Here is a 24,325-nt window from a genome sequence, read left to right as displayed (position 1 = left end):
CCCTTTAGGGATTGGGGGTATTAATTGCCATCCATAACATATCTTTCAATTCTGTTATCCCTTGTTGGGCAACCGATGAGATAAAAATGGATGGAATAGTAGGTAAGTCTTTTTTCATTTCTGCTTTTAATTCCTCATCAAGCATGTCTGATTTTGTAATTGCCAATAAATGTGGCTTTTGCATCAACTCTGGATTATATTCCTGTAATTCATTCAGCAAAATTTCATACTCTTCTTTAATCGTCCTACTTGTATCTGCTGGCACCATAAAAAGTAAAACAGAATTACGTTCAATATGACGTAAAAATCTAAACCCTAATCCTTTTCCTTTTGATGCACCTTCAATAATTCCAGGAATATCTGCCATTACAAAAGATTTTCCATTACGGTAAGAAACAATGCCTAAATTAGGCACTAAGGTTGTAAAAGGATAATCAGCAATCTCAGGTTTAGCAGCTGATAATACAGAAAGCAATGTTGATTTTCCAGCATTTGGAAAACCCACCAATCCTACATCGGCTAACACCTTTAATTCTAAAACCATCCACTCCTCTTTACCAGATTCACCTGGTTGAGCAAAACGCGGAGTTTGTAAAGTTGGTGTCTTGAAATGCCAATTACCTAATCCACCCCTTCCACCTGGAGTTAATATCTTGGTTTCTCCATCTTCGGTAATCTCGAATAAGATCTCACCAGTTTCTGCATCTCTGGCAATTGTACCCAACGGAACTTCTAAAATTTCGTCCTTACCGGTCTTTCCTGTTTTCTGACTACTTCCACCACTTAAACCATCTTCGGCAATAATATGCTTACGATATTTTAAATGAAGTAAAGTCCAAAATTGTGAATTTCCTTTTAGGATTACATGGCCACCTCTTCCTCCATCACCCCCATCTGGGCCACCTGTCGACGTTAGCTTATCACGATGCAAATGAGCAGAACCTGCACCCCCTTTGCCAGAACGGCAACATATCTTTACGTAATCTACAAAATTTGATCCCTGTGACATAACAACTATTTAAAACAAAAAAGCGGGAAGAACTGAAAATCTTTCCCGCTATCTGTTATTTTTTTATAATTTAATATTTATCAATAACGGCGCATAAGCCATTAAAAATATCTTCAATATTACCTATACCATTAATTTTGGTCAGCTTTTTTTGCTCATCGTAGTAAGGTAATACAAGTATGATCTTATTGAAATACTCATCAATACGTTTTTGAGATTTCTCTGCTTGATCATCTAACCTACCTGTTTCTTTTTGACGCAAAGCAACACGTTTAACTAGCTCGTCCTTATCAACATCAAGTGCTATCACACCATCAATTCTACTTCCTTTTCCTTCTAAAAACTTATCTAACTCTACAGCCTGAGGAATGGTTCTAGGAAAACCATCAAATACAAATCCTTTTGCATTCGGATTTTTATCAATTTCTTCCTCTAACATATCAATAGTAATCTTATCAGGAACTAATTCTCCTTCTGCAATAAGTTTACTTACTTTTTTTCCTAAAGCAGTTTGATTTTTAATATGTGCTCTAAAGAGATCTCCTGTAGATATATGCACTAACTGATATTTGTTAATCAGTTTTTCAGATTGGGTGCCTTTGCCTGCACCTGGAGGGCCAAAGAGAACTAAATTCAGCATTAAGGTTGTCTTTAAAAGTTAAAAGCCTTACCGCCTGTTGGCAGCAAGGCTCTTCAATGTTGGTGCACTTGTAGGGATTCGAACCCCAAACCTTCTCATCCGTAGTGAGATGCTCTATCCAATTGAGCTACAAATGCATTATCCGTATGGTTAACGGATTGCAAAAGTAACGCTTGAAATTCACTTTAGCAATTTTTTTATCGAATTAATTAGATTAGCTAATTACGCACTTAGCTAATTAGCTAATTCTTAGCTGCTAACTACTTTCTTAATTGCTTCAAAATCCGGCAAATCACCTGCATTTTCTAACACTTCTGCATAAATAACCGCTCCCTCTTCATTAACAACAAAGGCAGCTCTTTTAGAAACTCCTTTCAAATTAAATACAAATTCATCATAAAAAGCACCATAAGCCTGAGATGCTTCTTTATTAAAATCTGATAATAATGGGAATTGATAAGACTGATCTTCTTTAAATTTTGCTAATGTAAAAGGCGAATCTACCGATACACCAACAACAGCTGCATTCATTCCTTCATAATAACCAAAGCTATCTCTCATTGTACATAATTGGGTGGTACATGTTCCTGTAAAGGCCATGGGAAAAAAGTGTACTACTAATTTCTTTCCCTTGTAATCATTTAATGAAACCTCTTTAAGTTCTGAACTGAATAATTTAAAATCTGGAGCTTTATCTCCTACTTGTAATGACATATTTTAATTTGTTAATGTTTACTACTTTATTGGTCACTGAGCTACTGTTCTTTAATATTTTACAGTTAGCTAAATAACTAATGAACTGATTGATTTCTTTCTTTGATTTGTTTGTCCAAAATCTCTAACCCTTCTTCAAAGCTATGTGGATGATAATTTAATTCGGTCATGGCTTTGTCTAAAATAAAACCTGTTCTTTTAGGGCGTTTAGCAGTTTGATTTAAAGTTTCTGCGCTAATTTCGTTAATCAGACTTTTATCTAATTTCCAAAAATCTGCTACACGAGCTACTAACTCAGCAATGCTCATCATATCCTTACCAGAAGCATTATAAACTCCATGTGCATCGTGTTTAACAGCAAGCAAGCAAATATCAGCTAAATCTTCTGCCAAAGTAGGCATGCGCCATTGATCATTTACTATATTTAATGGGTTTCCTTTCTCCAGTGCTCCTTTTGCCCAAAGAACAATGTTGCTTCTACTCATATCACTTACAATACCATATACTATTATAGTACGCAAAATAGCCCATTTAGCACTAGAATTTTTAATCAATTCCTCAGCCTTCAATTTCGTTTCTCCGTAATAACTCAATGGGTTTGGTGCCGCCAATTCATCATAAGGACCTTTTTTCCCATCAAATATAAAATCGGTAGATAAGTGCACCAATTGAATATTGTGCTCTTCGCTAAGTGAGATCAAGGTAGCTACCGCTTCTACATTTAGTGCATAAGCAAGTTCTTTTTCATCTTCACAGGTATCTACATTAGTCATTGCTGCTGTATGAATAATTGCATCAGGTTTATACTGCTCAATTACCGCTTTAACTTCTGCAGGATTTAAAATATCCATTTCTGCATACTGATAACCTTCTTTAACGGGATAGCGGTTTTCTCCTTTTGAAGTAGCCACTAAATTTACACCCCCATCTTTTAAAACTTTTTCAGTTAATTTTTGCCCCAAAAGCCCATTACTACCTGTTACTAATACTGTTTTCATTTTTATTTATTCCTATATGTTGTAATCGCTTAAATGTAATATATTTGTTTCGCATCCTCCCTATTGTTAATCGATAGTATTTAATTAACAATTAAAATGAAAAACAAACTAACAAAAATTTATTTAAACAAAAACTTATTACCATTTCTATTTTTAAGTCTAGTCTTAATTAGCTTTAGTGCAGCTGCACAGCAAATGAAAAAGAATTCTATATATATAGAATTAGGTGGTAACGGTATTTTATACTCTGCTAATTATGATAGAATTATCCCAATTTCGACTCATTTTAAGCTAGCCCCAAGAGTAGGTTTTGAGTTCATACCAAGAAATAAGAAAGATGCCCCTACTTACGGAAAGTGGTCCTTTCCTCTAGAACTAAATATTCTTTATAGCAAAAAAACCGAAAGTAAGAATTTTTTTGAGGGGGGCATTGGTTTATCGTTGTTCAACCTTGTTTCCAATTATAAATTAAATAGTAATAATGAAATCATAGATACTGAGGTGAAAACCGCCAAAGTAACTGTGCTTAGATTAGGCTTTCGTCATCAAAAACCAGAAGGTGGTTTAATGTATCGTGCTGGGCTCCTAGTAAAATTATCTCAGGATGATTATTCGAAAAGCCGTGTTGGGGATGATTTATTTTACAAACTTTGGCCAGGATTTAGCGTAGGTTATAGTTTTTAGTTAAAATTTAAAGTGATAAATAAGGCATAGAATGATGAATTTTACGCCGCATTTATTATAGAGATGACAATATCAAAAAACTGTGGAAAAACTTTTAATTTATATATAAAATTTTAACAGAAAACTCTTAGCTTTGCAGACCGAAATACAAGCGTTGAAAAACGCCTTTAACATTTTGATTTTTATAATTTTATCAAAAACAATATATGCCTAACATTGGAAAAATAGCGCAGATCATAGGACCGGTAGTTGACGTAAGTTTTGCTAACGATGCTCATTTACCTAAAATTTTCTCTGCATTAGAGATTACTAAAGAAAACGGACAGAAGATCGTTCTTGAAGTTCAGCAACACCTTGGTGAAGACCGTGTACGTGCCATTGCGATGGATTCTACAGATGGTTTGGTACGTGGTATGGAAGCACTAGATACTGGTGCACCGATCAAAATGCCGGTTGGAGATCAAATTAAAGGCCGTTTATTCAATGTAGTTGGTGAAGCTATTGATGGTATTACTCCAGTTGATAAAACTGGTGGTCGTCCAATTCACAATGCTCCTCCTCGTTTCGAAGATCTATCTACTGAAACTGAAGTACTTTTTACTGGTATTAAAGTTATCGATTTATTAGAACCTTATGCAAAAGGTGGTAAAATTGGTTTGTTCGGTGGTGCTGGTGTGGGTAAAACGGTATTGATCATGGAGTTGGTAAACAACATCGCTAAAGCTTATGCTGGTTTATCAGTATTCGCTGGTGTAGGTGAGCGTACTCGTGAGGGTAACGATTTATTGCGTGAGTTTATCGAATCAGGTGTAATTAACTATGGTGATGAATTCTTACACTCAATGGAAAAAGGTGGATGGGATTTAAAATCTGTTGATACAGAAAAATTAAAAGAATCTAAAGCAACATTGGTATTCGGTCAGATGAACGAACCTCCTGGTGCACGTGCTCGTGTAGCATTATCAGGATTAACAGTTGCAGAATATTTCCGTGATGGTGATGGCGAAGGCGCTGGAAAAGATATCCTTTTCTTCGTTGATAACATCTTCCGTTTCACTCAAGCAGGTTCTGAGGTTTCGGCATTATTAGGTCGTATGCCATCTGCGGTAGGTTACCAACCAACATTGGCAACTGAGATGGGTTTAATGCAAGAACGTATTACTTCAACTAAACGTGGCTCAATTACTTCAGTACAAGCTGTATATGTACCTGCAGATGATTTAACTGACCCTGCACCGGCTACAACTTTTGCCCACTTAGATGCAACAACAGTACTTTCTCGTAAAATCGCTGAGCTAGGTATTTATCCAGCAGTAGATCCACTAGATTCTACTTCTCGTATCCTTTCTCCTGCTGTTTTAGGCGATGAGCATTACAACACAGCTCAACGTGTGAAAGAAACTTTACAGCGTTATAAAGAATTACAAGATATCATTGCGATTTTAGGTATGGATGAATTATCTGAAGAAGATAAATTAGTAGTATCAAGAGCTCGTCGTGTTCAACGTTTCTTATCTCAACCTTTCCACGTAGCTGAGCAATTTACAGGCTTAAAAGGTGTATTGGTTGACATTAAAGATACCATTAAAGGATTTAACATGATCATGGATGGTGAAGTTGATGAATATCCAGAAGCTGCATTTAACTTAGTTGGTAGCATTGAAGAAGCTATCGAAAAAGGTAAAAAATTATTAGCAGAATCAAACTAATACGTTGTACGTAATAAGTTATACGTTATAAGTCAAGGTGGAAACACTTAAAACTTAAAACGTAAAACGTAAAACTTTAAAAATGACTTTAGAAATATTAACTCCAGATAAAAAAGTTTTCGAAGGGGAAGTAACGGCAGTTACAGTTCCAGGAACTTTAGGTTCTTTTCAAATTTTGAAAGACCACGCTCCTATTATCTCTACTTTAGAAGATGGTCCTGTAATTATTAAGGGAAACAGCAACGGCGAAGAGATCTTTAATATTAAAGGCGGCGTTGTAGAAGTTCTGGATAATAAAATAATTGTATTAGCAGAAGCTGTAGTAGCTTAAGCTTTTATAAAAACACTTTAAGAGCCTTCTCGAAATATCGGGAAGGCTTTTTTGTTATTTAACCTCGGAGCGGCGACAGCAATCTCATTTATAATATTTAGCTTTTAAACCATATAAGAAATATAAGTGCGTTTAAGAGCAAGCTCTAGCAAACTATCTCCTATATTTTCTTAAATTCCTTATGGTGAATCTCAATATTTGAAAAGCATTTCATTATTTCATATTAGAGTCACTCCTGCTTTTACCTATAGCCCTTATAAAAATTCGGGGCTGCCAGCTCAATCAGGTTTATTTTACAACCTGCTGTGCAACTATTACGGGTTCCTTGCACAAGCCTAAGTTAACTAGCCCTGACAGGAACGAACACAAAGCGAAGCGACGTAAAGTGGATGGCAGGACTAACTATAATAGTTGCAGAAATTTGCGCTTCAAAACAGAAAACTTTGAACAGTTTTTTCATCACTATTCCAATTTTACGCCGAAAATCGTCAAATTATAATGCAAGCATAATAAACAGACCGAATACCGATTCCATATTTAGTCTACATCTTACCGCTGTCTTGCCTGAATATACCCGTAATAACAATATTATATTTTGCAAACCAAGTTAAATCGGAATTAAATTTTTTTTGATTTATTTTACAATAAGCCTTGCTAGTTTCTGAACTAAAAACTAAATTGGTTTTTATAAAACAATGACAATGTACAACCCAATTAATTTTAGTTTAAGTAACACAAATAGAGTGGTTTCACGACCAACTTTATTAGTCATTCTTATTGCTATTATTATTCTGCTACTAAGTAAGCAGCAAGGGTCGCTATAAAATGAATTAATACTCAAATATACCAAAGCGTCCCTTACAAAAAAGGGACGCTTTTTTTAAATAAAGAAATTAAAATGCAATACTACGATTCACAAACGGTAATCTATTTAAACGGCCAGTTCGTAAAAGCCGCTGATGCAAAAACAGATTTGTATGGCCAATCTTTACATTATGGATTAGCTGCATTTGAAGGCATTAGGGCTTATAAAACGCATAATGCAACTAGAATATTTAAAATCGCAGCACATTTTGAAAGGCTAAAAAAGTCTTGTGAGTTGGTTGGTATGCCATATCCATGGGACAATAAAGAATTGATCAAGAAAACCTACCGCTTATTGGAAAAAAACAATTTGAAGGATGCATATATCCGTCCTATCGTTTATAGCGACCCTAACATGACTTTAATTGCTCCAAGTAAAGTTAATATTATGATCTGTGCTTGGGAATGGGGCGCCTATCTTGGAGATAAACAATTAAAAGTATGCATTTCACCTTTTCAAAGGCCAAATCCAAAATCAACTTTTGTTGAGGCAAAAATTAGCGGACATTATGTAAACTCAATTTTAGCAACAACTGACGCTAAGAAAAGAGGATTTGATGAAGCTTTACTCTTAGACATGAATGAAAATATAGCAGAGGGTTCTGGAGCAAATATTTTTATTGAAAAAGACGGAAAATTATATACTCCGGCTTTAGGGAATATCTTGGCAGGAATTACTCGTGCAACAGTAATAGAGCTCTGCAAAATGTTAGATGTAGAAATTATAGAAAAAAATATTAGTGTTGCCGAATTGAAAAATGCTGATAGTGCTTTCTTTTGTGGAACTGCAGCCGAAATCATTGGTATCCATACTATTGATGAAGTAGTTTACCGACAAAGATGGGGCGATAGCATTGGCTACATTATACAAAGGGCATACAAAAACCTTGTACTAGAGAAGGTAAATTATGAAGTGATAATTTAGTTGGTTAACTAAATTATCAACCGATACTTACAAACTAAATTGAAAAAGTATCGCGGCAATTATAGTAAAGAAATAGACAATATTTGTTCTTTGTTTTTTTTAATTAGTTAGTATGTTTGTAATTCAGTCATCGACATGAATCTATATACAAACATTATTAGCAACATTATTATTGTCATTTCTAAAAATAGAGGTGGAAATCGTTGCGTATAATATAAAAATATACAATATCGAAACCGCCTCCCTAACGAGGCGGTTTTTTTTTGCCTCAAATTAAATAATTGATACGACCGAATACAGATAAAGAAACAATGAACGAAATCAACAAATACAGTAAAACATTTACACAAGACCCAACGCAACCAGCAGCGCAAGCCATGTTGTATGGAATTGGATTAACTGATAGTGATATGCAAAAAGCTCAGGTTGGTATTGCCAGTATGGGTTATGATGGCAACACTTGTAACATGCACTTGAACGATTTGGCTCAAGTGGTTAAGACTGGTGTTTGGAAAAATGATTTAGTGGGTTTGATTTTTAACACCATTGGCGTTAGTGATGGAATGAGTAATGGCACCGATGGTATGCGTTACTCTTTAGTAAGCCGTGATGTAATTGCAGATAGTATTGAAACCATTTGTGGCGGTCAATACTATGATGGGATAATCTCTATCCCTGGGTGCGATAAAAATATGCCAGGTGCAATTATGGCTATGGCTCGTTTAGATCGTCCATCTATTATGATATACGGTGGAACGATTGCCCCAGGACATTACAAAGGTGAGGAATTAAATATTGTTTCTGCTTTTGAAGCATTGGGCCAAAAAATCTGTGGTAATCTTTCTGAGGAAGACTATCAGGGCATCATCAAACATACTTGCCCTGGTGCTGGTGCCTGTGGTGGTATGTACACTGCAAATACCATGGCATCAGCAATTGAGGCTTTGGGTATGAGTTTGCCATATTCTTCTTCAAATCCTGCAATAAGTGATGATAAAAAACAAGAGTGTTTAGATGCTGGAAAGTATATTAGAATATTATTAGAAAAAGATATCAAACCATCTGATATTATGACAAGAAAAGCATTTGAAAATGCAATTCGTTCAATTATCATTTTAGGTGGGAGTACTAATGCTGTATTGCACTTTATTGCAATGGGTAAAGCAATTGGCATAGAAATTACGCAAGATGATTTCCAAAAAATGAGTGATATAACTCCTGTGCTTGCTGATTTTAAACCAAGTGGAAAATACTTGATGCAGGATTTACATCAATATGGAGGTATCCCTGCAGTATTAAAATATTTGTTAAATGAGGGTTTACTACATGGAGATTGTTTAACTGTAACCGGAAAAACTGTAGCTGAAAATTTAGCTGATGTGAAATCGATTATCGATTATGACCAAAAAATAATTCAAAAATTAAGCGAGCCAATTAAAGCAACTGGTCACTTGCAAATTTTGTACGGAAACTTAGCTGAAAAAGGGTCAGTTGCCAAAATCTCTGGTAAAGAGGGCGAAAAATTTGAAGGACCAGCACGTGTATTTGATGGGGAACATGATTTAATTGCAGGAATTTCTAGTGGTCGCGTTCAGCCTGGTGATGTAATTGTTATTAAAAACTCTGGACCGGTTGGTGCACCAGGTATGCCTGAAATGTTAAAGCCAACATCAGCAATTATTGGTGCTGGTTTAGGAAAATCAGTCGCCTTAATTACCGATGGCCGTTTTTCTGGAGGCACACACGGTTTTGTGGTTGGCCACATTACACCAGAATCTTATAAAGGTGGTTTAATTGGATTGGTTGAAGATGAAGACCGCATTCTAATCGACGCAGTGAATAACATCATTAGCTTACAAGTTAGCGAAGAAGTTATCGCAGAACGAAGAAAAAAATATGTTCAGCCTGCATTAAAAGTTACAAAAGGGGTTTTATATAAATATGCTAAAACAGTATCAGATGCAGCCAGTGGTTGTGTAACTGATGAATATTAAAACTATGGAAACATTACAAAAAGAAGTAACAAGTACGCCAGAGACTAAAACATTTATAGAAGTTACAGGTTCTGTAGCGTTATTAGAAGGATTAATTGCAGAAGGAACCGATGTCATTTTTGGATATCCGGGTGGTGCAATTATGCCAATTTATGATGCGATTTATGATTATAAAGATAAATTACAACACATTTTAGTTCGCCATGAGCAAGGTGGTATTCACGCTGGACAAGGGTATGCCCGTAGTTCTGGAAAAGTGGGTGTGGTATTCGCAACCAGTGGACCAGGTGCTACAAATTTAGTAACCGGACTTGCAGATGCACAAATAGATAGCACACCATTGGTTTGTATCACTGGTCAAGTTTTTGCTCATCTTTTAGGTACTGATGCTTTTCAAGAAACGGATGTAATTAATATCACTACACCTGTTACCAAATGGAATTATCAGGTTACTGATGCTAAAGAAATTCCGAGTGTATTGGCGAAAGCATTTTACATTGCTCGTACCGGCAGACCGGGGCCTGTATTAATTGATATTACAAAAAATGCACAAATGCAGTTATTCAATTATGAGGGATATGTACCATGCAATCATATCCGTAGCTATAGACCAAAACCAAATATCCGTAAAGAATACATTGTAGAGGCTGCCAAGCTAATTAATGAAGCTAAAAAACCATTTATCTTATTTGGTCAAGGTGTTTTATTAGGCAAAGCCGAAAAAGAATTTAAAGCATTTGTAGAAAAAAGTGGCATTCCAGCAGCCTGGACAATCTTAGGTGCTGGTGCAATTCCAACAGACCATGAGTTAAACGTAGGCATGTTGGGTATGCATGGTAACTATGGGCCTAATGTTTTAACTAACGAATGTGATGTTTTAATTGCTATCGGGATGCGTTTTGATGACCGTGTAACGGGTCGTTTAGATAAATATGCAAAACAAGCAAAATTGGTTCATTTAGATATTGACCCTGCTGAAATTGATAAAAATGTAAAATCAACTGTTCCAGTTTGGGGAGATTGTAAAGATACTTTACCTCTTTTAACTGAGCTAGTTGATGAGAAAAAACATACAGATTGGCTTGCTAAATTTAGAGAATATACCAAAGCTGAAGTTGATGCTGTTATTCACAAAGAACTAAATCCAACTAGTGGTGAATTAACCATGGGTGAAGTAATTAACCAATTGAATATCTTAACCAAAGGTGAAGCGATCATTGTAAGTGATGTTGGTCAGCACCAAATGGTGGCTTGTCGTTACGCTAAATTCAATAATACGCGTAGCAATATAACCAGTGGTGGTTTAGGTACAATGGGCTTTGGCTTACCTGCTGCAATTGGCGCTAAATATGGAGCACCAGACAAAACGGTTGTAGCTGTTATTGGTGATGGAGGTTTCCAGATGACATTACAGGAATTGGGTACCATCATGCAATTTGGAGCTGATGTTAAAATCATGATTTTAAATAATCGCTTCTTAGGAATGGTTCGTCAATGGCAAGAGTTGTTTAACCAAAAACGCTATTCTTTTGTAGACATCACTAGCCCTGATTTTGTGAAATTGGCAGAGTCATATTACATCGCTGGCAAAAGAGTTTCAGAACGCGATGATTTAGTTAGTTCATTAAACGAGATGCTTAACCACAAAGGTTCTTATTTATTAGAAGTGATGGTTACCAAAGAAAATAATGTATTCCCAATGGTACCACAGGGATGTAGTGTAAGTGAAATTAGATTGAAATAACCCCCCAACCCCCTGAAGGGGGAGTTTATAAAATAAAAAATTGTTGCTATGAGTACAGAACATAATAAACAAGAATTTACAATAACCGTTTATACCGAAAACCAAATCGGATTATTGAATCGGATTGCGATTATTTTTTCAAGGAGAAAAATCAATATAGAAAGTTTAAATGTCTCTCCTTCTGAGATTGAACACATTCATCGCTTCAATATCCTTATTCATGAAGCGGAAGATGTAGTAAGAAAGCTTGCCCGCCAAATTGAAAAACAGATAGAGGTATTAAAAGTATACTATAACACCAATGAAGATATCATTTGGCAAGAAATGGCACTTTATAAAGTTCCTACAGAAGAAATTGCTGAAAAAGTACTGGTAGAACGCTTGCTTCGTGAGCATGGTGCACGTGTAGTTGTAATTAGAAAGGACTATACTGTTTTTGAAACTACTGGACACAGAGAGGAAACCGATAAATTGATTGAGGTTTTACAGCCTCATGGATTAATTGAATTTGTACGTAGTGCAAGAGTTGCAATCATTAAAGATAGCGAAGGTTTTAATGCTAAACTTAGAGAGTTTGAACGTGAAGAACCAGGTCAGGATGTGATTGAAAATGAATATCTGGACAAAGGAGAGAAGGTTTTTACAATGTAAGTAAGCTCAAAGCAAAAAGACTAAAGCGAAATACAGAGTTTGAAGCACAGACGTAGGAGAAAGAAGAAAGCGGAAAGGCTAAAGCAAAATGCATTGTTTGAAACACAGACCGCTGTAAAATAAACCCGATAGCAGTGAATCCCGATTTTTCTTCGGGAGTAACGAATAGCGGGACTGCAGCAGATAAAAGCTACTGACTTTCATTTTCTGATAAGAGAAAAGAACAAGGATAAAAGAATAAAGACATATATAATGAGGTTCGACGAGTCCTTCGACAGGCTCAGGATGACAAACAATAATAAAAATCAATCAACCAAAATATAACATAAAAAAACAATGGCAAATTATTTTAACACACTACCTCTAAGAGAAAAATTAAACCAGTTAGGCGTATGCGACTTTATGGACAGTTCTGAATTTTTGGACGGTGTGAACGCATTAAAAGGTAAAAAGTTGGTTATTGTAGGCTGTGGTGCACAAGGCTTAAACCAAGGTTTAAATTTAAGAGATAGTGGTTTAGATGTAAGCTACACCTTACGTAAGGAAGCAATTGAAGCTAAAAGAGATTCTTGGAAAAATGCAACTGAGAACAACTTCAAAGTAGGTACTTACGAAGAATTAATTCCGACTGCTGATGTGGTGATTAACTTAACTCCTGATAAACAACACACTGCTGTAGTTAGTGCAATTATGCCTTTAATGAAAGAAGGTGCTACTTTGTCTTATTCTCACGGTTTTAACATTGTTGAAGAAGGAACGCAAATACGTAAAGATTTAACTGTTATTATGGTTGCTCCAAAGTGCCCAGGTAGTGAAGTTAGAGCTGAATATGTAAGAGGCTTTGGAGTACCAACATTAATTGCTGTTCACCCAGAAAATGACCCACAGGGAAAAGGATTGGCACAAGCGAAAGCTTATTGTGTGGGTACTGGTGGTCACAAAGCTGGTGTTTTAAAATCATCTTTTGTTGCCGAAGTAAAATCTGACTTAATGGGTGAGCAAACCATTCTTTGTGGTTTGTTGCAAACTGGCTCTATTTTATCTTTTGATAAAATGGTAGAAAAAGGAATTGATGCTGGTTATGCTTCTAAATTGGTTCAATATGGTGTTGAGGTAATTACTGAGGCCTTAAAACAAGGTGGCATTACTGCAATGATGGACAGATTGAGCAATGTTGCAAAAATCAAAGCTTTTGAGATTTCAGAAGAATTGAAAGATATCATGCGTCCATTATTCCAAAAACATCAAGATGATATCATGAGTGGCGAATTTAGTCGTACAATGATGGAAGATTGGGCAAATGGCGATAGAAATTTATTAAAATGGAGAGCTGAAACTGGCGAAACTGCTTTCGAAAAAACACCTGCTGGTGATGTAAAAATTGGTGAGCAAGAATATTTCGATAACTATACTTTAATGGTTGCTTTTGTTCGCGCTGGTGTTGAGTTAGCTTTTGAAACCATGGTTGATGCTGGTATTAAACCAGAATCTGCTTACTACGAATCATTACACGAAACACCGCTTATTGCAAATACCATTGCTCGTAAAAAGCTGTTCGAAATGAACCGTGTAATCTCTGATACTGCCGAATATGGTTGTTATTTATTTGACCAAGCTTGTAAGCCATTATTAGGCGACTTTATGAAAAAAGTGGATACTGATTTAGTTGGTAAAAACTTTAATGAAGGTAAAGATGGTGCGGTTGATAACAGAACGCTGATTGAAGTTAACGAAGCGATTCGTTCTCATCAAGTAGAGCAAATTGGTGCTACTTTGCGTAAAGCAATGACTGCAATGAAAGCGATTAAAACAGCCTAACGCCCACCCCTAAAAGGGGGCTTTGGATGTTAGAAAATATAATTATAAACTTTTAAATTCCCCCTTTAGGGGGTTAGGGTGCAATATGCCAGAAATAGTTTGGGATAGTAATTTATACGATAAGCAACATCACTTTGTATCTGACTACGGTGCAGATGCCTTGCAATGGCTTGCACCTAAACCAGGTGAAGATATCTTAGATTTAGGATGTGGCACTGGACAATTAGCTGCACAAATTGCAGCAAGTGGAGCTGAGGTTTTTGGCATTGATGCTTCTCCAGAAATGATTGCGGTAGCAAAAGCAAATCACGCTGAAATTGGTTTCGAAATAATTGATGCTACCAAATTACCATATAATGAAATATTTGATGCAGTTTTTAGCAATGCTACTTTCCATTGGATAGAAGATCAAGATGCATTAATTAGTGGAATTTATAAAAGTTTAAAAACCAACGGAAGATTAGTTGCAGAATTTGGAGGCAAAGGAAATATAAAAAGCATTACCGATGCCATTCTAATTGCTTCAAAAAACTTAGGATTAAATGAAAAATTAATTAACAATTTTTGGTTTTTCCCTTCTATTGCCAACTTTTCAACTCTTTTAGAAAAACACGGTTTTGAAGTTGAACAAGCCTGGTTATTTGATAGACCAACAAATTTATATGGCGAAAATGGAATGTATGATTGGATTAATCAATTTGCACCACACGCTTTTAAAAATTTAACCACTGATGAAGCAGAAGCCATTAAGGACTTAGCGGTACAAATATTAAAACCAACTCATTATAAGAACGGTCAATGGATAGCAGATTATAAACGTTTAAGAATTAAAGCTTATAAAAATTAGGAACCAACTTGATGAAAAAACCCGTCGTCCATATCACCAATTTTAATTTAAAGTTTCAGGATAAATATGTATTAAAGGATTTGTGCTGGACGATTAATATTGGTGAAAACTGGTTACTTTCGGGCGAAAGTGGCAACGGAAAAACTTCATTAGTTAAGGCCATTGCTAATTTAATTCCAAATTATGGCACTGTAGAAATAAACTTCAATCCGGCAAGCCATTTAGCTGGCGTGGTTCACTATGTAGCCAATTGGTATCAATTTAAAGACTTAGAAGGACAGTCTAATTTCTATTATCAGCAGCGTTACAATAAACAAGTTGCTTCTACAACCAACTCGGTAGGTAGCGAACTAAGGCATTTTGGGCAACAAAACCAACTTAAGCCTGATACGTTAAATCCGATATTGGCAGCCTTAGATTTTGAGAATTTATTGGCAGCTACTTTAATTGAGTTATCAAGCGGAGAGCATAAAAAACTACAATTAATTAAGGCTATTTGGTTAAAACCACAATTACTAATTTTAGACCTTCCTTATAATGGACTTGATTCGGCTTCTAGAAGAAATTTAAACTTATTATTAGATCATTTAGTTGAGGATGGAACTCAGTTAATTTTGATTTCTAATGAAACAGAAATGCCATCAAGCATCAATCGTTTTGCAAAAATTGAAAGCGGGAAATTGGTTGAAACCGCAGAGATGCAACATTTAGCCGATTTATTTACTGAGGTTGAAAAACCTTTGCCTGCATTTTTTGGGAAAAAACAATGGCCTTCAGTAAAATCACATCTCATTAAAATGATTGATGTAAATGTGAGTTACGGCGATAAAAAAGTGTTAAAAAATATCAATTGGGAAGTTAAAGCTGGTGAAAAATGGGCTCTTCAAGGACCAAATGGTTCTGGTAAATCTACCCTATTGAGCTTAATCTGTGCGGATCATCCTCAGGCATTTGCCAATAACTTTTATTTATTTGGCAACTTACGTGGTAGTGGTGAAAGCATTTGGGAAATCAAAGAACGGATTGGACTAATTTCACCTGAGTTACATTGGTATTTTGATCCCTCAGCTACAGTTTGGCAAAGCATTGTTTCTGGCTTTTACGACAGCTCTGGCCTATTTTGCGAACCTGGTTATACCAAAAGATTACAAGCCGATGAATTGATTTATTTTTTTGGCTTAGATGACTATAAAAACACCTTAATGAGTCAGCTTCCATTAGGAAAGCAAAGATTGGCTTTATTAGGCAGAACAATTATTAAAAATCCCGAATTACTAATTCTGGATGAGCCTTGTCAAGGTTTAGACCAACAACAAACCTTTCACTTTAACAAATTGATAGATGAGTTATGTAAAAATGGAACTACTTTAATTTATGTAGGCCATTTCGAATCTCAACTTCCTGATTGTATAGAAAAAAGAATTGTATTGGAAAATGGCGAAGTACAAGCGATAGAAAATATTTTAGAAACGGTTAGCAATGCTTAACTGTTCATAATTATTAACATTAAAAATTATGTTACACGATCCGAACAAAGTTTATGTATTTGACACCACCTTGCGTGATGGAGAACAAGTCCCTGGTTGTCAATTAACAACCCCTGAGAAAATTGAAATTGCCAAAGAGCTTGAAGCACTGGGCGTGGATATTATTGAGGCTGGTTTTCCGATTTCTAGTCCAGGTGATTTTCAAAGCGTAGTGGAATTGTCTAAAGCAGTTTCGCAACCTATCATCTGCGCACTAACTCGTGCTAATAAAGGTGACATCGATTCGGCAGTAGCTGCACTACAATATGCAAAAAGACCAAGAATCCATACTGGAATTGGATCTTCAGACATGCACATTAAACATAAATTTAACAGCACTCGTGAAGAAATCTTACAGAGAGCAGTTGATGCTGTAAAGTATGCTAAACAATTTGTAGAAGATATTGAGTTCTATGCTGAAGATGCGGGTCGAGCAGACATTAATTTTTTGGCACAAATGGTTGAAGCTGTAATTGCTGCAGGCGCTACCGTAGTGAATATACCTGATACCAATGGTTATTGCTTGCCAGATCAATACGGACAAAAGATCAAATTTTTGAAAGATAATGTTCAAAACATCGATCAAGCAATCATATCAGTGCATTGCCATAATGACCTTGGCTTGGCTACTGCCAATTCAATTGCTGGTCTGCAAAATGGAGCTCGCCAAATTGAAGGTACAATTAATGGGATAGGTGAGCGTGCTGGTAATACTTCCATTGAAGAAGTAGTAATGATTTTAAAAACGCATCAAAACCTTGGATTGAACACGAACATCAATACCAAAAACTTCTATGAAATAAGCCGAATGGTAAGTTCGCAAATGCGGATGCCTGTACAGCCAAATAAAGCAATTGTAGGAAGCAATGCTTTTGCACATAGTTCTGGTATTCACCAAGATGGATTTTTAAAAAATCGTGAAAACTATGAAATTATTCGTCCAGAAGATGTGGGTTTTCCTGATGCAACCATTGTACTTACTGCTAGAAGTGGAAGACATGCATTAAAATTCCATTTGGAACGGTTAGGTCATAATTTGAGCAAAGATGAATTAGCTAATGCTTATCATCATTTTTTAACCATTGCGGACCGTAAATTAGATATTAATGATGAAGATCTCAGCTTAATGATGAGAGAATTATCGAGTGTGGCACGTTAAGCAAACAAAATAAACTATATAAAATGAGCAAGACATTATTTGATAAAGTGTGGGATGCACATGTGGTGCGTCAAATTGAAGGAGGACCTGATGTACTTTTTATTGACCGTCATCTTATTCACGAAGTAACAAGTCCAGTTGCTTTTTTAGGGTTAAAAAGCAGAGGAATAAAAGTATTATATCCAGAACGTACATTTGCTACGGCTGATCATAATACACCAACAATTAATCAACATTTACCTGTTTCTGATCCGCTTTCTGCAAATCAATTAGCAGCACTAGAATCAAATTCAAACGAATATGGCATTAGTCACTGGGGATTAGGTCATCAAAAAAATGGCATTGTACACGTGGTAGGTCCAGAATATGGTATTACCCAACCAGGTTCAACCATTGTTTGTGGTGATTCGCATACCTCAACCCATGGTGCTTTTGGGGCTATTGCATTTGGTATTGGAACTTCTGAAGTTGAGATGGTTTTGGCTACCCAGTGCATCATGCAGCCAAAAGCAAAGAAAATGCGTATCAACGTGAATGGAAAATTAGGCCTTGGCGTTACACCTAAGGATGTAGCCTTGTTCATTATTTCTAAGCTCACTACATCTGGTGCTACCGGATATTTTGTAGAATATGCTGGTGATGTTTTTGAAAACATGACCATGGAAGGAAGAATGACAGTTTGTAACCTTAGTATCGAAATGGGTGCTCGTGGTGGAATGATTGCTCCAGATGAAACAACTATCAACTATGTAAAAGGACGTGAGTTTAGTCCAAAAGGTGAAGCTTGGGAAAAAGCACTAGCTTACTATAAAACCTTAAAAACAGATGAAGGTGCAGTATTCGATAAAGAATTAACCTTTGAAGGTGCTTCAATTGAACCAATGATTACCTACGGAACCAACCCAGGTATGGGAATTGGGATTTCACAAGATATTCCTGATGCTGAAAATGTTGAAGGGGGCGTAGCTACTTATGCCAAATCATTGGGTTATATGGGTTTTTCTGAAGGAGAATCAATGATTGGCAAAAAAGTAGACTATGTGTTTGTTGGAAGTTGTACCAATGGTCGTATAGAAGATTTTAGGGCATTTGCATCTATTGTAAAAGGAAAGCATAAAGCTGATAATGTAACCGCTTGGCTAGTTCCGGGATCACATATTGTGGAGAGCCAAATCAAAGAAGAAGGCCTATTGGATATTTTTACTGAAGCTGGTTTTACTTTACGTCAACCTGGTTGTTCGGCATGTTTAGCAATGAACGATGATAAAATCCCAGCAGGAAAATATGCTGTAAGTACTTCAAACCGAAATTTTGAAGGCAGGCAAGGTCCTGGATCTAGAACATTATTGGCTAGTCCACTTGTTGCCGCTGCTGCTGCTGTAACTGGAGTAGTTACCGATCCAAGAACACTTTTAAAGTAGTTGTGAGTTACGGGTTGTGAGTTGAAGATCTGGATGCATATTGCAAGGGACTAATACTAACAACCATTACTAATGAACTATTGAACCAATGAACTATTAAATTATAAAAATGGCTTACGATAAATTTAACGTCTTAAGAAGTACAGCAGTGCCTCTTTCGATAGAAAACATAGATACCGATCAGTTAATTCCAGCTCGCTTTTTAAAAGCAACAGAAAGAGTTGGCTTTGGCGATAACTTATTTCGTGATTGGAGATATAATCCAGATAATACCCCTAAAGAAGATTTTGTATTAAACAATCCTATTTACAGTGGAAAAATTCTAGTTGGAGGCAAGAATTTCGGTTCTGGTTCATCAAGGGAACATGCTGCTTGGGCAGTATATGATTATGGTTTTAGGTGTGTAGTATCTAGTTTTTTTGCAGATATCTTTAAAAATAACTGTTTAAACATTGGTGTGTTACCAGTACAAGTGAGTGCCGAATTTGCTGACAAAATCTTTACCACAATTTTAGCAAATCCTAATACAGAACTAGAAGTGGATTTAGAAGCACAAACCATCTCAATTTCAGGAACTGATGAAAAGGAATCATTTGATATTAGTCCGTACAAAAAACATAATATGTTAAACGGATTTGATGACATCGATTATCTCCAAAGTATCAAAACAGAAATTGAAGACTTTGCAACTAAACTTCCATTTTAGGAAACCAGAATTGACAACTTAAACATCCTAAAAACCTATATCAGGAAACAGCCTCAATGGAAAAAAGAAAAATAGAAATCATGGATACTACACTTCGAGATGGAGAACAAACATCTGGAGTATCGTTTTCCATTTCCGAAAAGTTAACGATTAGTCAACTACTCATCGAGGAATTACATGTAGATCGCGTAGAAGTAGCCTCTGCACGTGTATCTGATGGCGAGTTTCAAGCCGTTAAGACAATTACAGATTGGGCAAAAGCAAATGGACATATCAATCGCATTGAAGTTCTTTCTTTTGTTGATAATGGTGTTTCTATCGATTGGATGATTAATGCTGGTGTAAAGGTTCAAAATTTACTAACCAAAGGCTCATTAAATCACCTCACCTACCAACTTAAAAAAACGCCTGAGCAACACTTTGCCGAAATTAAACATGTAATTGATCTAGCAGCTACTAATGGCATTGCTACCAATGTATATTTAGAAGATTGGAGCAATGGTATGCGTAATTCTCCTGAATACGTTATTCAGTTTCTAGATTTTTTAGTTACCCAAAAAATTGAGCGTATTTTATTACCTGATACACTGGGAATTTTAACTCCTACAGAAACTACTCAATTTATCAGTCGTCTGTTAAAGAAATACCCAACCACTCATTTTGATTTCCATGCACACAATGATTATGATTTAGGTACAGCAAATGTATTAGAAGCAGTAAAAGTAGGCATACATGGTTTACATCTCACTGTAAATGGAATGGGTGAAAGAGCGGGCAATGCAGCTTTAGCAAGTGTAATTGCGGTAATTAAGGATTTTGCACCTGAGGTTGATGTTAGTGTAAAAGAATCATCAATTTATAAGGTAAGCAAACTGGTAGAAACATTCTCTGGCGTTAGAATTCCAACTAACAAACCTGTTGTGGGCGACAATGTATTTACCCAAACAGCAGGAATTCATGCTGATGGTGACAACAAGAATAACCTTTATTTCAACGATTTGCTTCCAGAACGCTTTGGAAGGAAAAGACAATATGCTTTAGGCAAAACATCAGGAAAAGCAAACATAGAAAAGAATCTTTTAGAATTGGGTTTAAGACTGAACGATGAAGATTTGAAAAAAGTAACCCAGAGAGTGATTGAACTTGGTGATAGAAAAGAAACCGTAACCAAAGAAGATCTCCCTTATATTATTTCCGATGTACTCGACAGCAGTTTATATGAAGAAAAAGTAAAAGTTGACTCTTATGTATTAACCAATTCAATGGGTTTAAGACCCTCTGCAACCATTGCAGTAACAATTGAAGGTGAGCAATTTGAAGAAAATGCCCAAGGTGACGGGCAATATGATGCTTTTATGGTTGCCTTAACAAAGGTGTATGGTAAGAACCAGCGGACTTTGCCTAAGTTAATTGACTATGCTGTAAGAATAGCACCAGGTAGTAATTCAGATGCTTTATGCGAAACAATTATCACTTGGGAAATACCATCTAAAATTTTTATTACAAGAGGACTAGACTCAGATCAAACTGTTTCAGCCATCAAGGCTACCCAAAAAATGCTGAACATTATTTAAAAATAAAATTAACTATATATGAAATTTAATATTGCGCTTTTAGCAGGAGATGGAATCGGGCCAGAAGTTATAGATCAGGCCGTAAAAGTATCAAATGCAATAGCAAAGAAATTTAATCACGAAATTGTATGGACTGCAGCAATAACCGGAGCTGCAGCAATAGATGAAGTTGGTGAACCTTATCCTGATGCTACCCACGAAATCTGTATGGCAGCTGATGCTGTACTTTTTGGAGCAATTGGTCACCCACGTTTTGACAATGACCCAAAAGCCACCATTCGTCCTGAACAAGGACTATTAAAAATGCGCCAAAAATTAGGCTTATTTGCCAATGTTCGTCCAACTTTTACTTTTCCATCATTAATTGATAACTCTCCGTTAAAAAGAGAGCGAATTGAGGGAACAGATTTAATTATCTTAAGGGAATTAACAGGTGGGATTTACTTTGGTGAAAGGGGAAGAAAAGACAATGGAAATACCGCTTTTGATACCTGTACTTACACACGTGCCGAAATTCAGCGTTTAGCGAAGTTAGGCTTTGAAATGGCAATGACCAGAAGCAAAAAACTTTGTTGTGTAGATAAAGCTAATGTGCTTGAGACGTCGCGTTTATGGAGAGAAACTGTACAGGATATGGAAAAAGACTATCCAGAAGTTACTGTAAGTTATGAATTTGTTGATGCAGTTGCAATGCGTTTGGTACAATGGCCAAATTCTTATGATGTATTGATAACTGAAAATCTTTTTGGTGATATTTTAACTGATGAAGCTTCAGTAATTTCAGGTTCTATGGGTCTAATGCCATCTTCATCTATTGGTGTACATACGTCACTTTTCGAACCTATCCATGGATCATACCCACAAGCTGCAGGAAAAGACATTGCTAATCCATTGGCCACTGTTTTATCAGCAGCAATGATGTTTGAGGATGCTTTTGGATTAAAGGAAGAAGCCGAACTGATTAGAGCTGTTGTAAACAAATCGTTAGCAGAAGGTATTGTTACCGAAGATTTATCTGGAACAAATAAAGCTTACAAAACCTCTGAGGTTGGCGATTGGTTAGCTAAAAATATATAAACTTACAAAGTTCAGAAAATTGTAAGTTTGTAATGATAAAGACTGTTCATTAAGATTAATTGCTTTTTTAGCAGCAAACTTATTGAACAGCCTTTCTAATTTTTAAAATAATGCCAAACAAGTACAACTTTGATTTTTTAGCAGCAGTAGAACGTATTAAAAATGTTGTTAAGCGCACACCGCTTCAGTATAATGCTAGACTTTCTGAAAAATACGAATGTCAAGTATATTTGAAACGTGAAGACCTGCAGATTGTAAGATCTTACAAATTACGTGGTGCCTATAACATGATGAGTCAAATTCCTGCTGATCAAATTCAAAATGGAATTGTATGTGCAAGTGCTGGTAATCATGCTCAAGGCGTTGCTTATTCCTGCAAAGAATTAAAAATTAAAGGCACCATTTTCATGCCCGAAATTACACCTAAGCAAAAAATAAGTCAGACTACTTTATTTGGGAATGGTTGGATAAATATTGTTTTGGTTGGTGATACTTTTGATGATTGCTTAGCAGAAGCTTTACGCTTTACCGCAGATAATGATATGACTTTCGTTCCACCATTTGACAATTACCATGTAATTGAAGGGCAAGGAACGGTTGGGGTAGAAATTTTAGAAGATTTACCAGATGCAGAAGTTGTAATTATGCCAATTGGTGGTGGTGGCTTAGCTTCAGGAACTGGAACATATTTAAAAGGGACAAACCCCAATATTTTATTAATTGGTGTAGAACCAGAAGGTGCTCCAAGTATGGATGCTGCTTTCAAAGCAGGTAGGCCAATAAAACTGGAACAAATCAATCGTTTTATTGATGGTGCTGCTGTTAAATCGGTAGGATTATTAACTTATCCGATATGTAGAGAGCTATTGGATGAAATTTTATTAATTCCAGAAGGAAAAGTCTGTACTACTATTTTAAAATTATATAATGAAGAAGCAATTGTAGCTGAACCTGCAGGTGCGCTGGCAGTTGCTTCATTGGATCTATGTGCAGCACAAATTAAAGGTAAAAAGGTGGTTTGCATTGTAAGCGGTGGCAATAATGATATCGAAAGAATGCAAGAGATTAAAGAGAAATCTTTACTTTTTGAAGGATTGAAACATTATTTCATCGTTCGTTTCCCTCAACGACCAGGTGCATTAAAACTATTTGTGAATGATGTTTTAGGTCCCCATGATGACATTACCCGTTTTGAATTCATTAAAAAAACAGAACGTGAAAGTGGACCAGCTTTAGTTGGAATTGAGTTAAAAGACCCTGAAGACTATAATGGTTTAGTGGAGCGGATGAAAACCTTCAAATTTGAAATTATTGAACTAAACCAAGACCAAACTTTATTTGAGTATTTGGTATAATAAGCCAAAAGATTAAAGCTGAAAGACCAAGGTTTAAAATTACTTTTAAAGATTAAAATTTTAGATAAAAGACTCACCCTAAAAGACTAATTTTTCATCTGTGCCCATTCTTTTCATCTGTGATATATAATTACAGAAAACTGGCAATAGTTTTGCATTATAAATTGCAAAACACACACACAACATGAAAAAGCTAACAATCCTATTCCTTTGCATCGCCTCACTAGGTTTGGCGTCTTGCAAAAAAGACACTATTATTAATCAGACTACACCAAACAGAACAATTATTTTCGATAGAACATCTGCATCATGGATACCAAATGCTGGTGGCGGTTTCTATGTTGATTTAATTGCTGATGAAATTGACCTTGTCAATTTAAAAGACGAAGGCGTACTTGTTTATATTGCTACAGATGGTGTAAATGCAACAGGATATTACCAATTACCTAATGCTGTATCTAACTTTGATTACGAAATTTACGAAGGCCGAATAAGAATATTTTACGATGGAACAACGCGTCCAAGTACATTAACACGTATAAAAGTTGTTTTAATTGCAGCGGAAAACGTAACCTAAGT

At 35.9% G+C, this 24,325-nt stretch carries 21 protein-coding genes and 1 tRNA gene; 17 read left to right on the top strand and 5 right to left on the bottom strand.

The features are described 5' to 3' along the window. Nucleotides 1-4: 4 nt before the first annotated feature. The 5 genes from obgE to FA048_RS13465 form a co-directional block, all read right to left on the bottom strand. A complete protein-coding gene (obgE, locus tag FA048_RS13485) occupies nt 5-1,009 on the bottom strand; it encodes a GTPase ObgE (protein ID WP_136841864.1) in 1,005 nt (334 codons plus the stop codon). Nucleotides 1,010-1,079: 70 nt separating this feature from the next. Beyond that, a complete protein-coding gene (locus FA048_RS13480) occupies nt 1,080-1,649 on the bottom strand; it encodes an adenylate kinase (RefSeq protein WP_136841862.1) in 570 nt (189 codons plus the stop codon). 60 nt (nt 1,650-1,709) lie between these two features. Beyond that, a tRNA-Arg gene (locus FA048_RS13475) sits at nt 1,710-1,786 on the bottom strand. Between the two features lie 112 nt (nt 1,787-1,898). Then, nucleotides 1,899-2,363 carry a redoxin domain-containing protein gene (locus FA048_RS13470; RefSeq protein WP_136841860.1) on the bottom strand — a complete coding sequence of 155 codons (465 nt, stop codon included), beginning with the start codon at nt 2,361-2,363 and terminating at the stop codon, nt 1,899-1,901. Nucleotides 2,364-2,440: 77 nt separating this feature from the next. Continuing rightward, complete coding sequence (locus FA048_RS13465) at nt 2,441-3,361, bottom strand: SDR family oxidoreductase (RefSeq protein WP_136841858.1); 921 nt, start codon at nt 3,359-3,361, stop codon at nt 2,441-2,443. Nucleotides 3,362-3,457: 96 nt separating this feature from the next. On the opposite strand from FA048_RS13465, the gene FA048_RS13460 reads away from it, so the two are divergent. The 17 genes from FA048_RS13460 (at nt 3,458) to FA048_RS13380 (ending at nt 24,323) form a co-directional block, all read left to right on the top strand. Continuing rightward, entirely contained in the window at nt 3,458-4,045 is a 588-nt protein-coding gene (locus FA048_RS13460; RefSeq protein ID WP_136841856.1) for a hypothetical protein, read from the top strand. A gap of 206 nt (nt 4,046-4,251) precedes the next feature. After that, nucleotides 4,252-5,754, top strand: a complete 1,503-nt coding sequence (gene atpD / locus FA048_RS13455) for a F0F1 ATP synthase subunit beta (protein ID WP_136841854.1) — start codon at nt 4,252-4,254, stop codon at nt 5,752-5,754. A gap of 82 nt (nt 5,755-5,836) precedes the next feature. Further along, on the top strand, nt 5,837-6,085 hold the full coding sequence (gene atpC / locus FA048_RS13450; protein ID WP_136841852.1) for an ATP synthase F1 subunit epsilon: 249 nt from the start codon (nt 5,837-5,839) through the stop codon (nt 6,083-6,085). A gap of 898 nt (nt 6,086-6,983) precedes the next feature. Beyond that, a complete protein-coding gene (locus FA048_RS13445) occupies nt 6,984-7,874 on the top strand; it encodes a branched-chain amino acid transaminase (RefSeq protein WP_136841850.1) in 891 nt (296 codons plus the stop codon). A gap of 311 nt (nt 7,875-8,185) precedes the next feature. After that, on the top strand, nt 8,186-9,868 hold the full coding sequence (ilvD, locus tag FA048_RS13440) for a dihydroxy-acid dehydratase (RefSeq protein ID WP_205943486.1): 1,683 nt from the start codon (nt 8,186-8,188) through the stop codon (nt 9,866-9,868). A 4-nt stretch (nt 9,869-9,872) separates the two neighbouring features. Then, entirely contained in the window at nt 9,873-11,612 is a 1,740-nt protein-coding gene (gene ilvB / locus FA048_RS13435; RefSeq protein WP_136841848.1) for a biosynthetic-type acetolactate synthase large subunit, read from the top strand. 48 nt (nt 11,613-11,660) lie between these two features. After that, complete coding sequence (ilvN, locus tag FA048_RS13430) at nt 11,661-12,263, top strand: acetolactate synthase small subunit (protein ID WP_136841846.1); 603 nt, start codon at nt 11,661-11,663, stop codon at nt 12,261-12,263. Between the two features lie 336 nt (nt 12,264-12,599). After that, the gene (ilvC, locus tag FA048_RS13425; RefSeq protein WP_136841844.1) at nt 12,600-14,081 is read left to right on the top strand and encodes a ketol-acid reductoisomerase; all 1,482 of its coding nucleotides are present in this window, start codon (nt 12,600-12,602) and stop codon (nt 14,079-14,081) included. A gap of 85 nt (nt 14,082-14,166) precedes the next feature. After that, nucleotides 14,167-14,928: a class I SAM-dependent methyltransferase gene (locus FA048_RS13420; protein WP_136841842.1), complete on the top strand. Its 762-nt coding sequence runs from the start codon at nt 14,167-14,169 to the stop codon at nt 14,926-14,928. Between the two features lie 11 nt (nt 14,929-14,939). After that, nucleotides 14,940-16,415, top strand: coding sequence for an ATP-binding cassette domain-containing protein (locus FA048_RS13415; RefSeq protein ID WP_205943485.1), 1,476 nt, complete (start codon nt 14,940-14,942; stop codon nt 16,413-16,415). A 28-nt stretch (nt 16,416-16,443) separates the two neighbouring features. Then, nucleotides 16,444-17,613, top strand: coding sequence for a 2-isopropylmalate synthase (locus tag FA048_RS13410; protein WP_136841839.1), 1,170 nt, complete (start codon nt 16,444-16,446; stop codon nt 17,611-17,613). A gap of 23 nt (nt 17,614-17,636) precedes the next feature. Beyond that, nucleotides 17,637-19,034, top strand: coding sequence for a 3-isopropylmalate dehydratase large subunit (gene leuC / locus FA048_RS13405; RefSeq protein ID WP_136841837.1), 1,398 nt, complete (start codon nt 17,637-17,639; stop codon nt 19,032-19,034). Nucleotides 19,035-19,143: 109 nt separating this feature from the next. Beyond that, nucleotides 19,144-19,740: a 3-isopropylmalate dehydratase small subunit gene (gene leuD, locus FA048_RS13400; protein ID WP_136841835.1), complete on the top strand. Its 597-nt coding sequence runs from the start codon at nt 19,144-19,146 to the stop codon at nt 19,738-19,740. Nucleotides 19,741-19,796: 56 nt separating this feature from the next. After that, nucleotides 19,797-21,314, top strand: a complete 1,518-nt coding sequence (locus FA048_RS13395) for an alpha-isopropylmalate synthase regulatory domain-containing protein (RefSeq protein WP_136841832.1) — start codon at nt 19,797-19,799, stop codon at nt 21,312-21,314. 18 nt (nt 21,315-21,332) lie between these two features. Further along, nucleotides 21,333-22,391: a 3-isopropylmalate dehydrogenase gene (gene leuB, locus FA048_RS13390; protein WP_136841830.1), complete on the top strand. Its 1,059-nt coding sequence runs from the start codon at nt 21,333-21,335 to the stop codon at nt 22,389-22,391. A gap of 110 nt (nt 22,392-22,501) precedes the next feature. Beyond that, the gene (gene ilvA, locus FA048_RS13385; RefSeq protein ID WP_136841828.1) at nt 22,502-23,746 is read left to right on the top strand and encodes a threonine ammonia-lyase IlvA; all 1,245 of its coding nucleotides are present in this window, start codon (nt 22,502-22,504) and stop codon (nt 23,744-23,746) included. Nucleotides 23,747-23,930: 184 nt separating this feature from the next. Further along, entirely contained in the window at nt 23,931-24,323 is a 393-nt protein-coding gene (locus tag FA048_RS13380) for a hypothetical protein (RefSeq protein WP_136841826.1), read from the top strand. The last annotated feature ends 2 nt before the right edge of the window (nt 24,324-24,325 follow it).

This window comes from Pedobacter polaris, assembly GCF_005116505.1.
Classification (GTDB): domain Bacteria; phylum Bacteroidota; class Bacteroidia; order Sphingobacteriales; family Sphingobacteriaceae; genus Pedobacter; species Pedobacter polaris.
This window is presented reverse-complemented; position numbering and strand designations above follow the sequence as displayed.

Coding starts and splice junctions, on each gene's coding strand:
- ilvD (WP_205943486.1), top strand. CDS start 8,186: ATGAACGAAATCAACAAATACAGTAAAACATTTACACAAGACCCAACG.
- atpD (WP_136841854.1), top strand. CDS start 4,252: ATGCCTAACATTGGAAAAATAGCGCAGATCATAGGACCGGTAGTTGAC.
- FA048_RS13410 (WP_136841839.1), top strand. CDS start 16,444: ATGTTACACGATCCGAACAAAGTTTATGTATTTGACACCACCTTGCGT.
- FA048_RS13395 (WP_136841832.1), top strand. CDS start 19,797: ATGGAAAAAAGAAAAATAGAAATCATGGATACTACACTTCGAGATGGA.
- FA048_RS13445 (WP_136841850.1), top strand. CDS start 6,984: ATGCAATACTACGATTCACAAACGGTAATCTATTTAAACGGCCAGTTC.
- FA048_RS13470 (WP_136841860.1), bottom strand. CDS start 2,363: ATGTCATTACAAGTAGGAGATAAAGCTCCAGATTTTAAATTATTCAGT.
- obgE (WP_136841864.1), bottom strand. CDS start 1,009: ATGTCACAGGGATCAAATTTTGTAGATTACGTAAAGATATGTTGCCGT.
- leuC (WP_136841837.1), top strand. CDS start 17,637: ATGAGCAAGACATTATTTGATAAAGTGTGGGATGCACATGTGGTGCGT.
- FA048_RS13460 (WP_136841856.1), top strand. CDS start 3,458: ATGAAAAACAAACTAACAAAAATTTATTTAAACAAAAACTTATTACCA.
- ilvA (WP_136841828.1), top strand. CDS start 22,502: ATGCCAAACAAGTACAACTTTGATTTTTTAGCAGCAGTAGAACGTATT.
- ilvB (WP_136841848.1), top strand. CDS start 9,873: ATGGAAACATTACAAAAAGAAGTAACAAGTACGCCAGAGACTAAAACA.
- leuB (WP_136841830.1), top strand. CDS start 21,333: ATGAAATTTAATATTGCGCTTTTAGCAGGAGATGGAATCGGGCCAGAA.
- FA048_RS13420 (WP_136841842.1), top strand. CDS start 14,167: ATGCCAGAAATAGTTTGGGATAGTAATTTATACGATAAGCAACATCAC.
- leuD (WP_136841835.1), top strand. CDS start 19,144: ATGGCTTACGATAAATTTAACGTCTTAAGAAGTACAGCAGTGCCTCTT.
- ilvN (WP_136841846.1), top strand. CDS start 11,661: ATGAGTACAGAACATAATAAACAAGAATTTACAATAACCGTTTATACC.
- ilvC (WP_136841844.1), top strand. CDS start 12,600: ATGGCAAATTATTTTAACACACTACCTCTAAGAGAAAAATTAAACCAG.
- FA048_RS13415 (WP_205943485.1), top strand. CDS start 14,940: ATGAAAAAACCCGTCGTCCATATCACCAATTTTAATTTAAAGTTTCAG.
- FA048_RS13380 (WP_136841826.1), top strand. CDS start 23,931: ATGAAAAAGCTAACAATCCTATTCCTTTGCATCGCCTCACTAGGTTTG.
- atpC (WP_136841852.1), top strand. CDS start 5,837: ATGACTTTAGAAATATTAACTCCAGATAAAAAAGTTTTCGAAGGGGAA.
- FA048_RS13465 (WP_136841858.1), bottom strand. CDS start 3,361: ATGAAAACAGTATTAGTAACAGGTAGTAATGGGCTTTTGGGGCAAAAA.
- FA048_RS13480 (WP_136841862.1), bottom strand. CDS start 1,649: ATGCTGAATTTAGTTCTCTTTGGCCCTCCAGGTGCAGGCAAAGGCACC.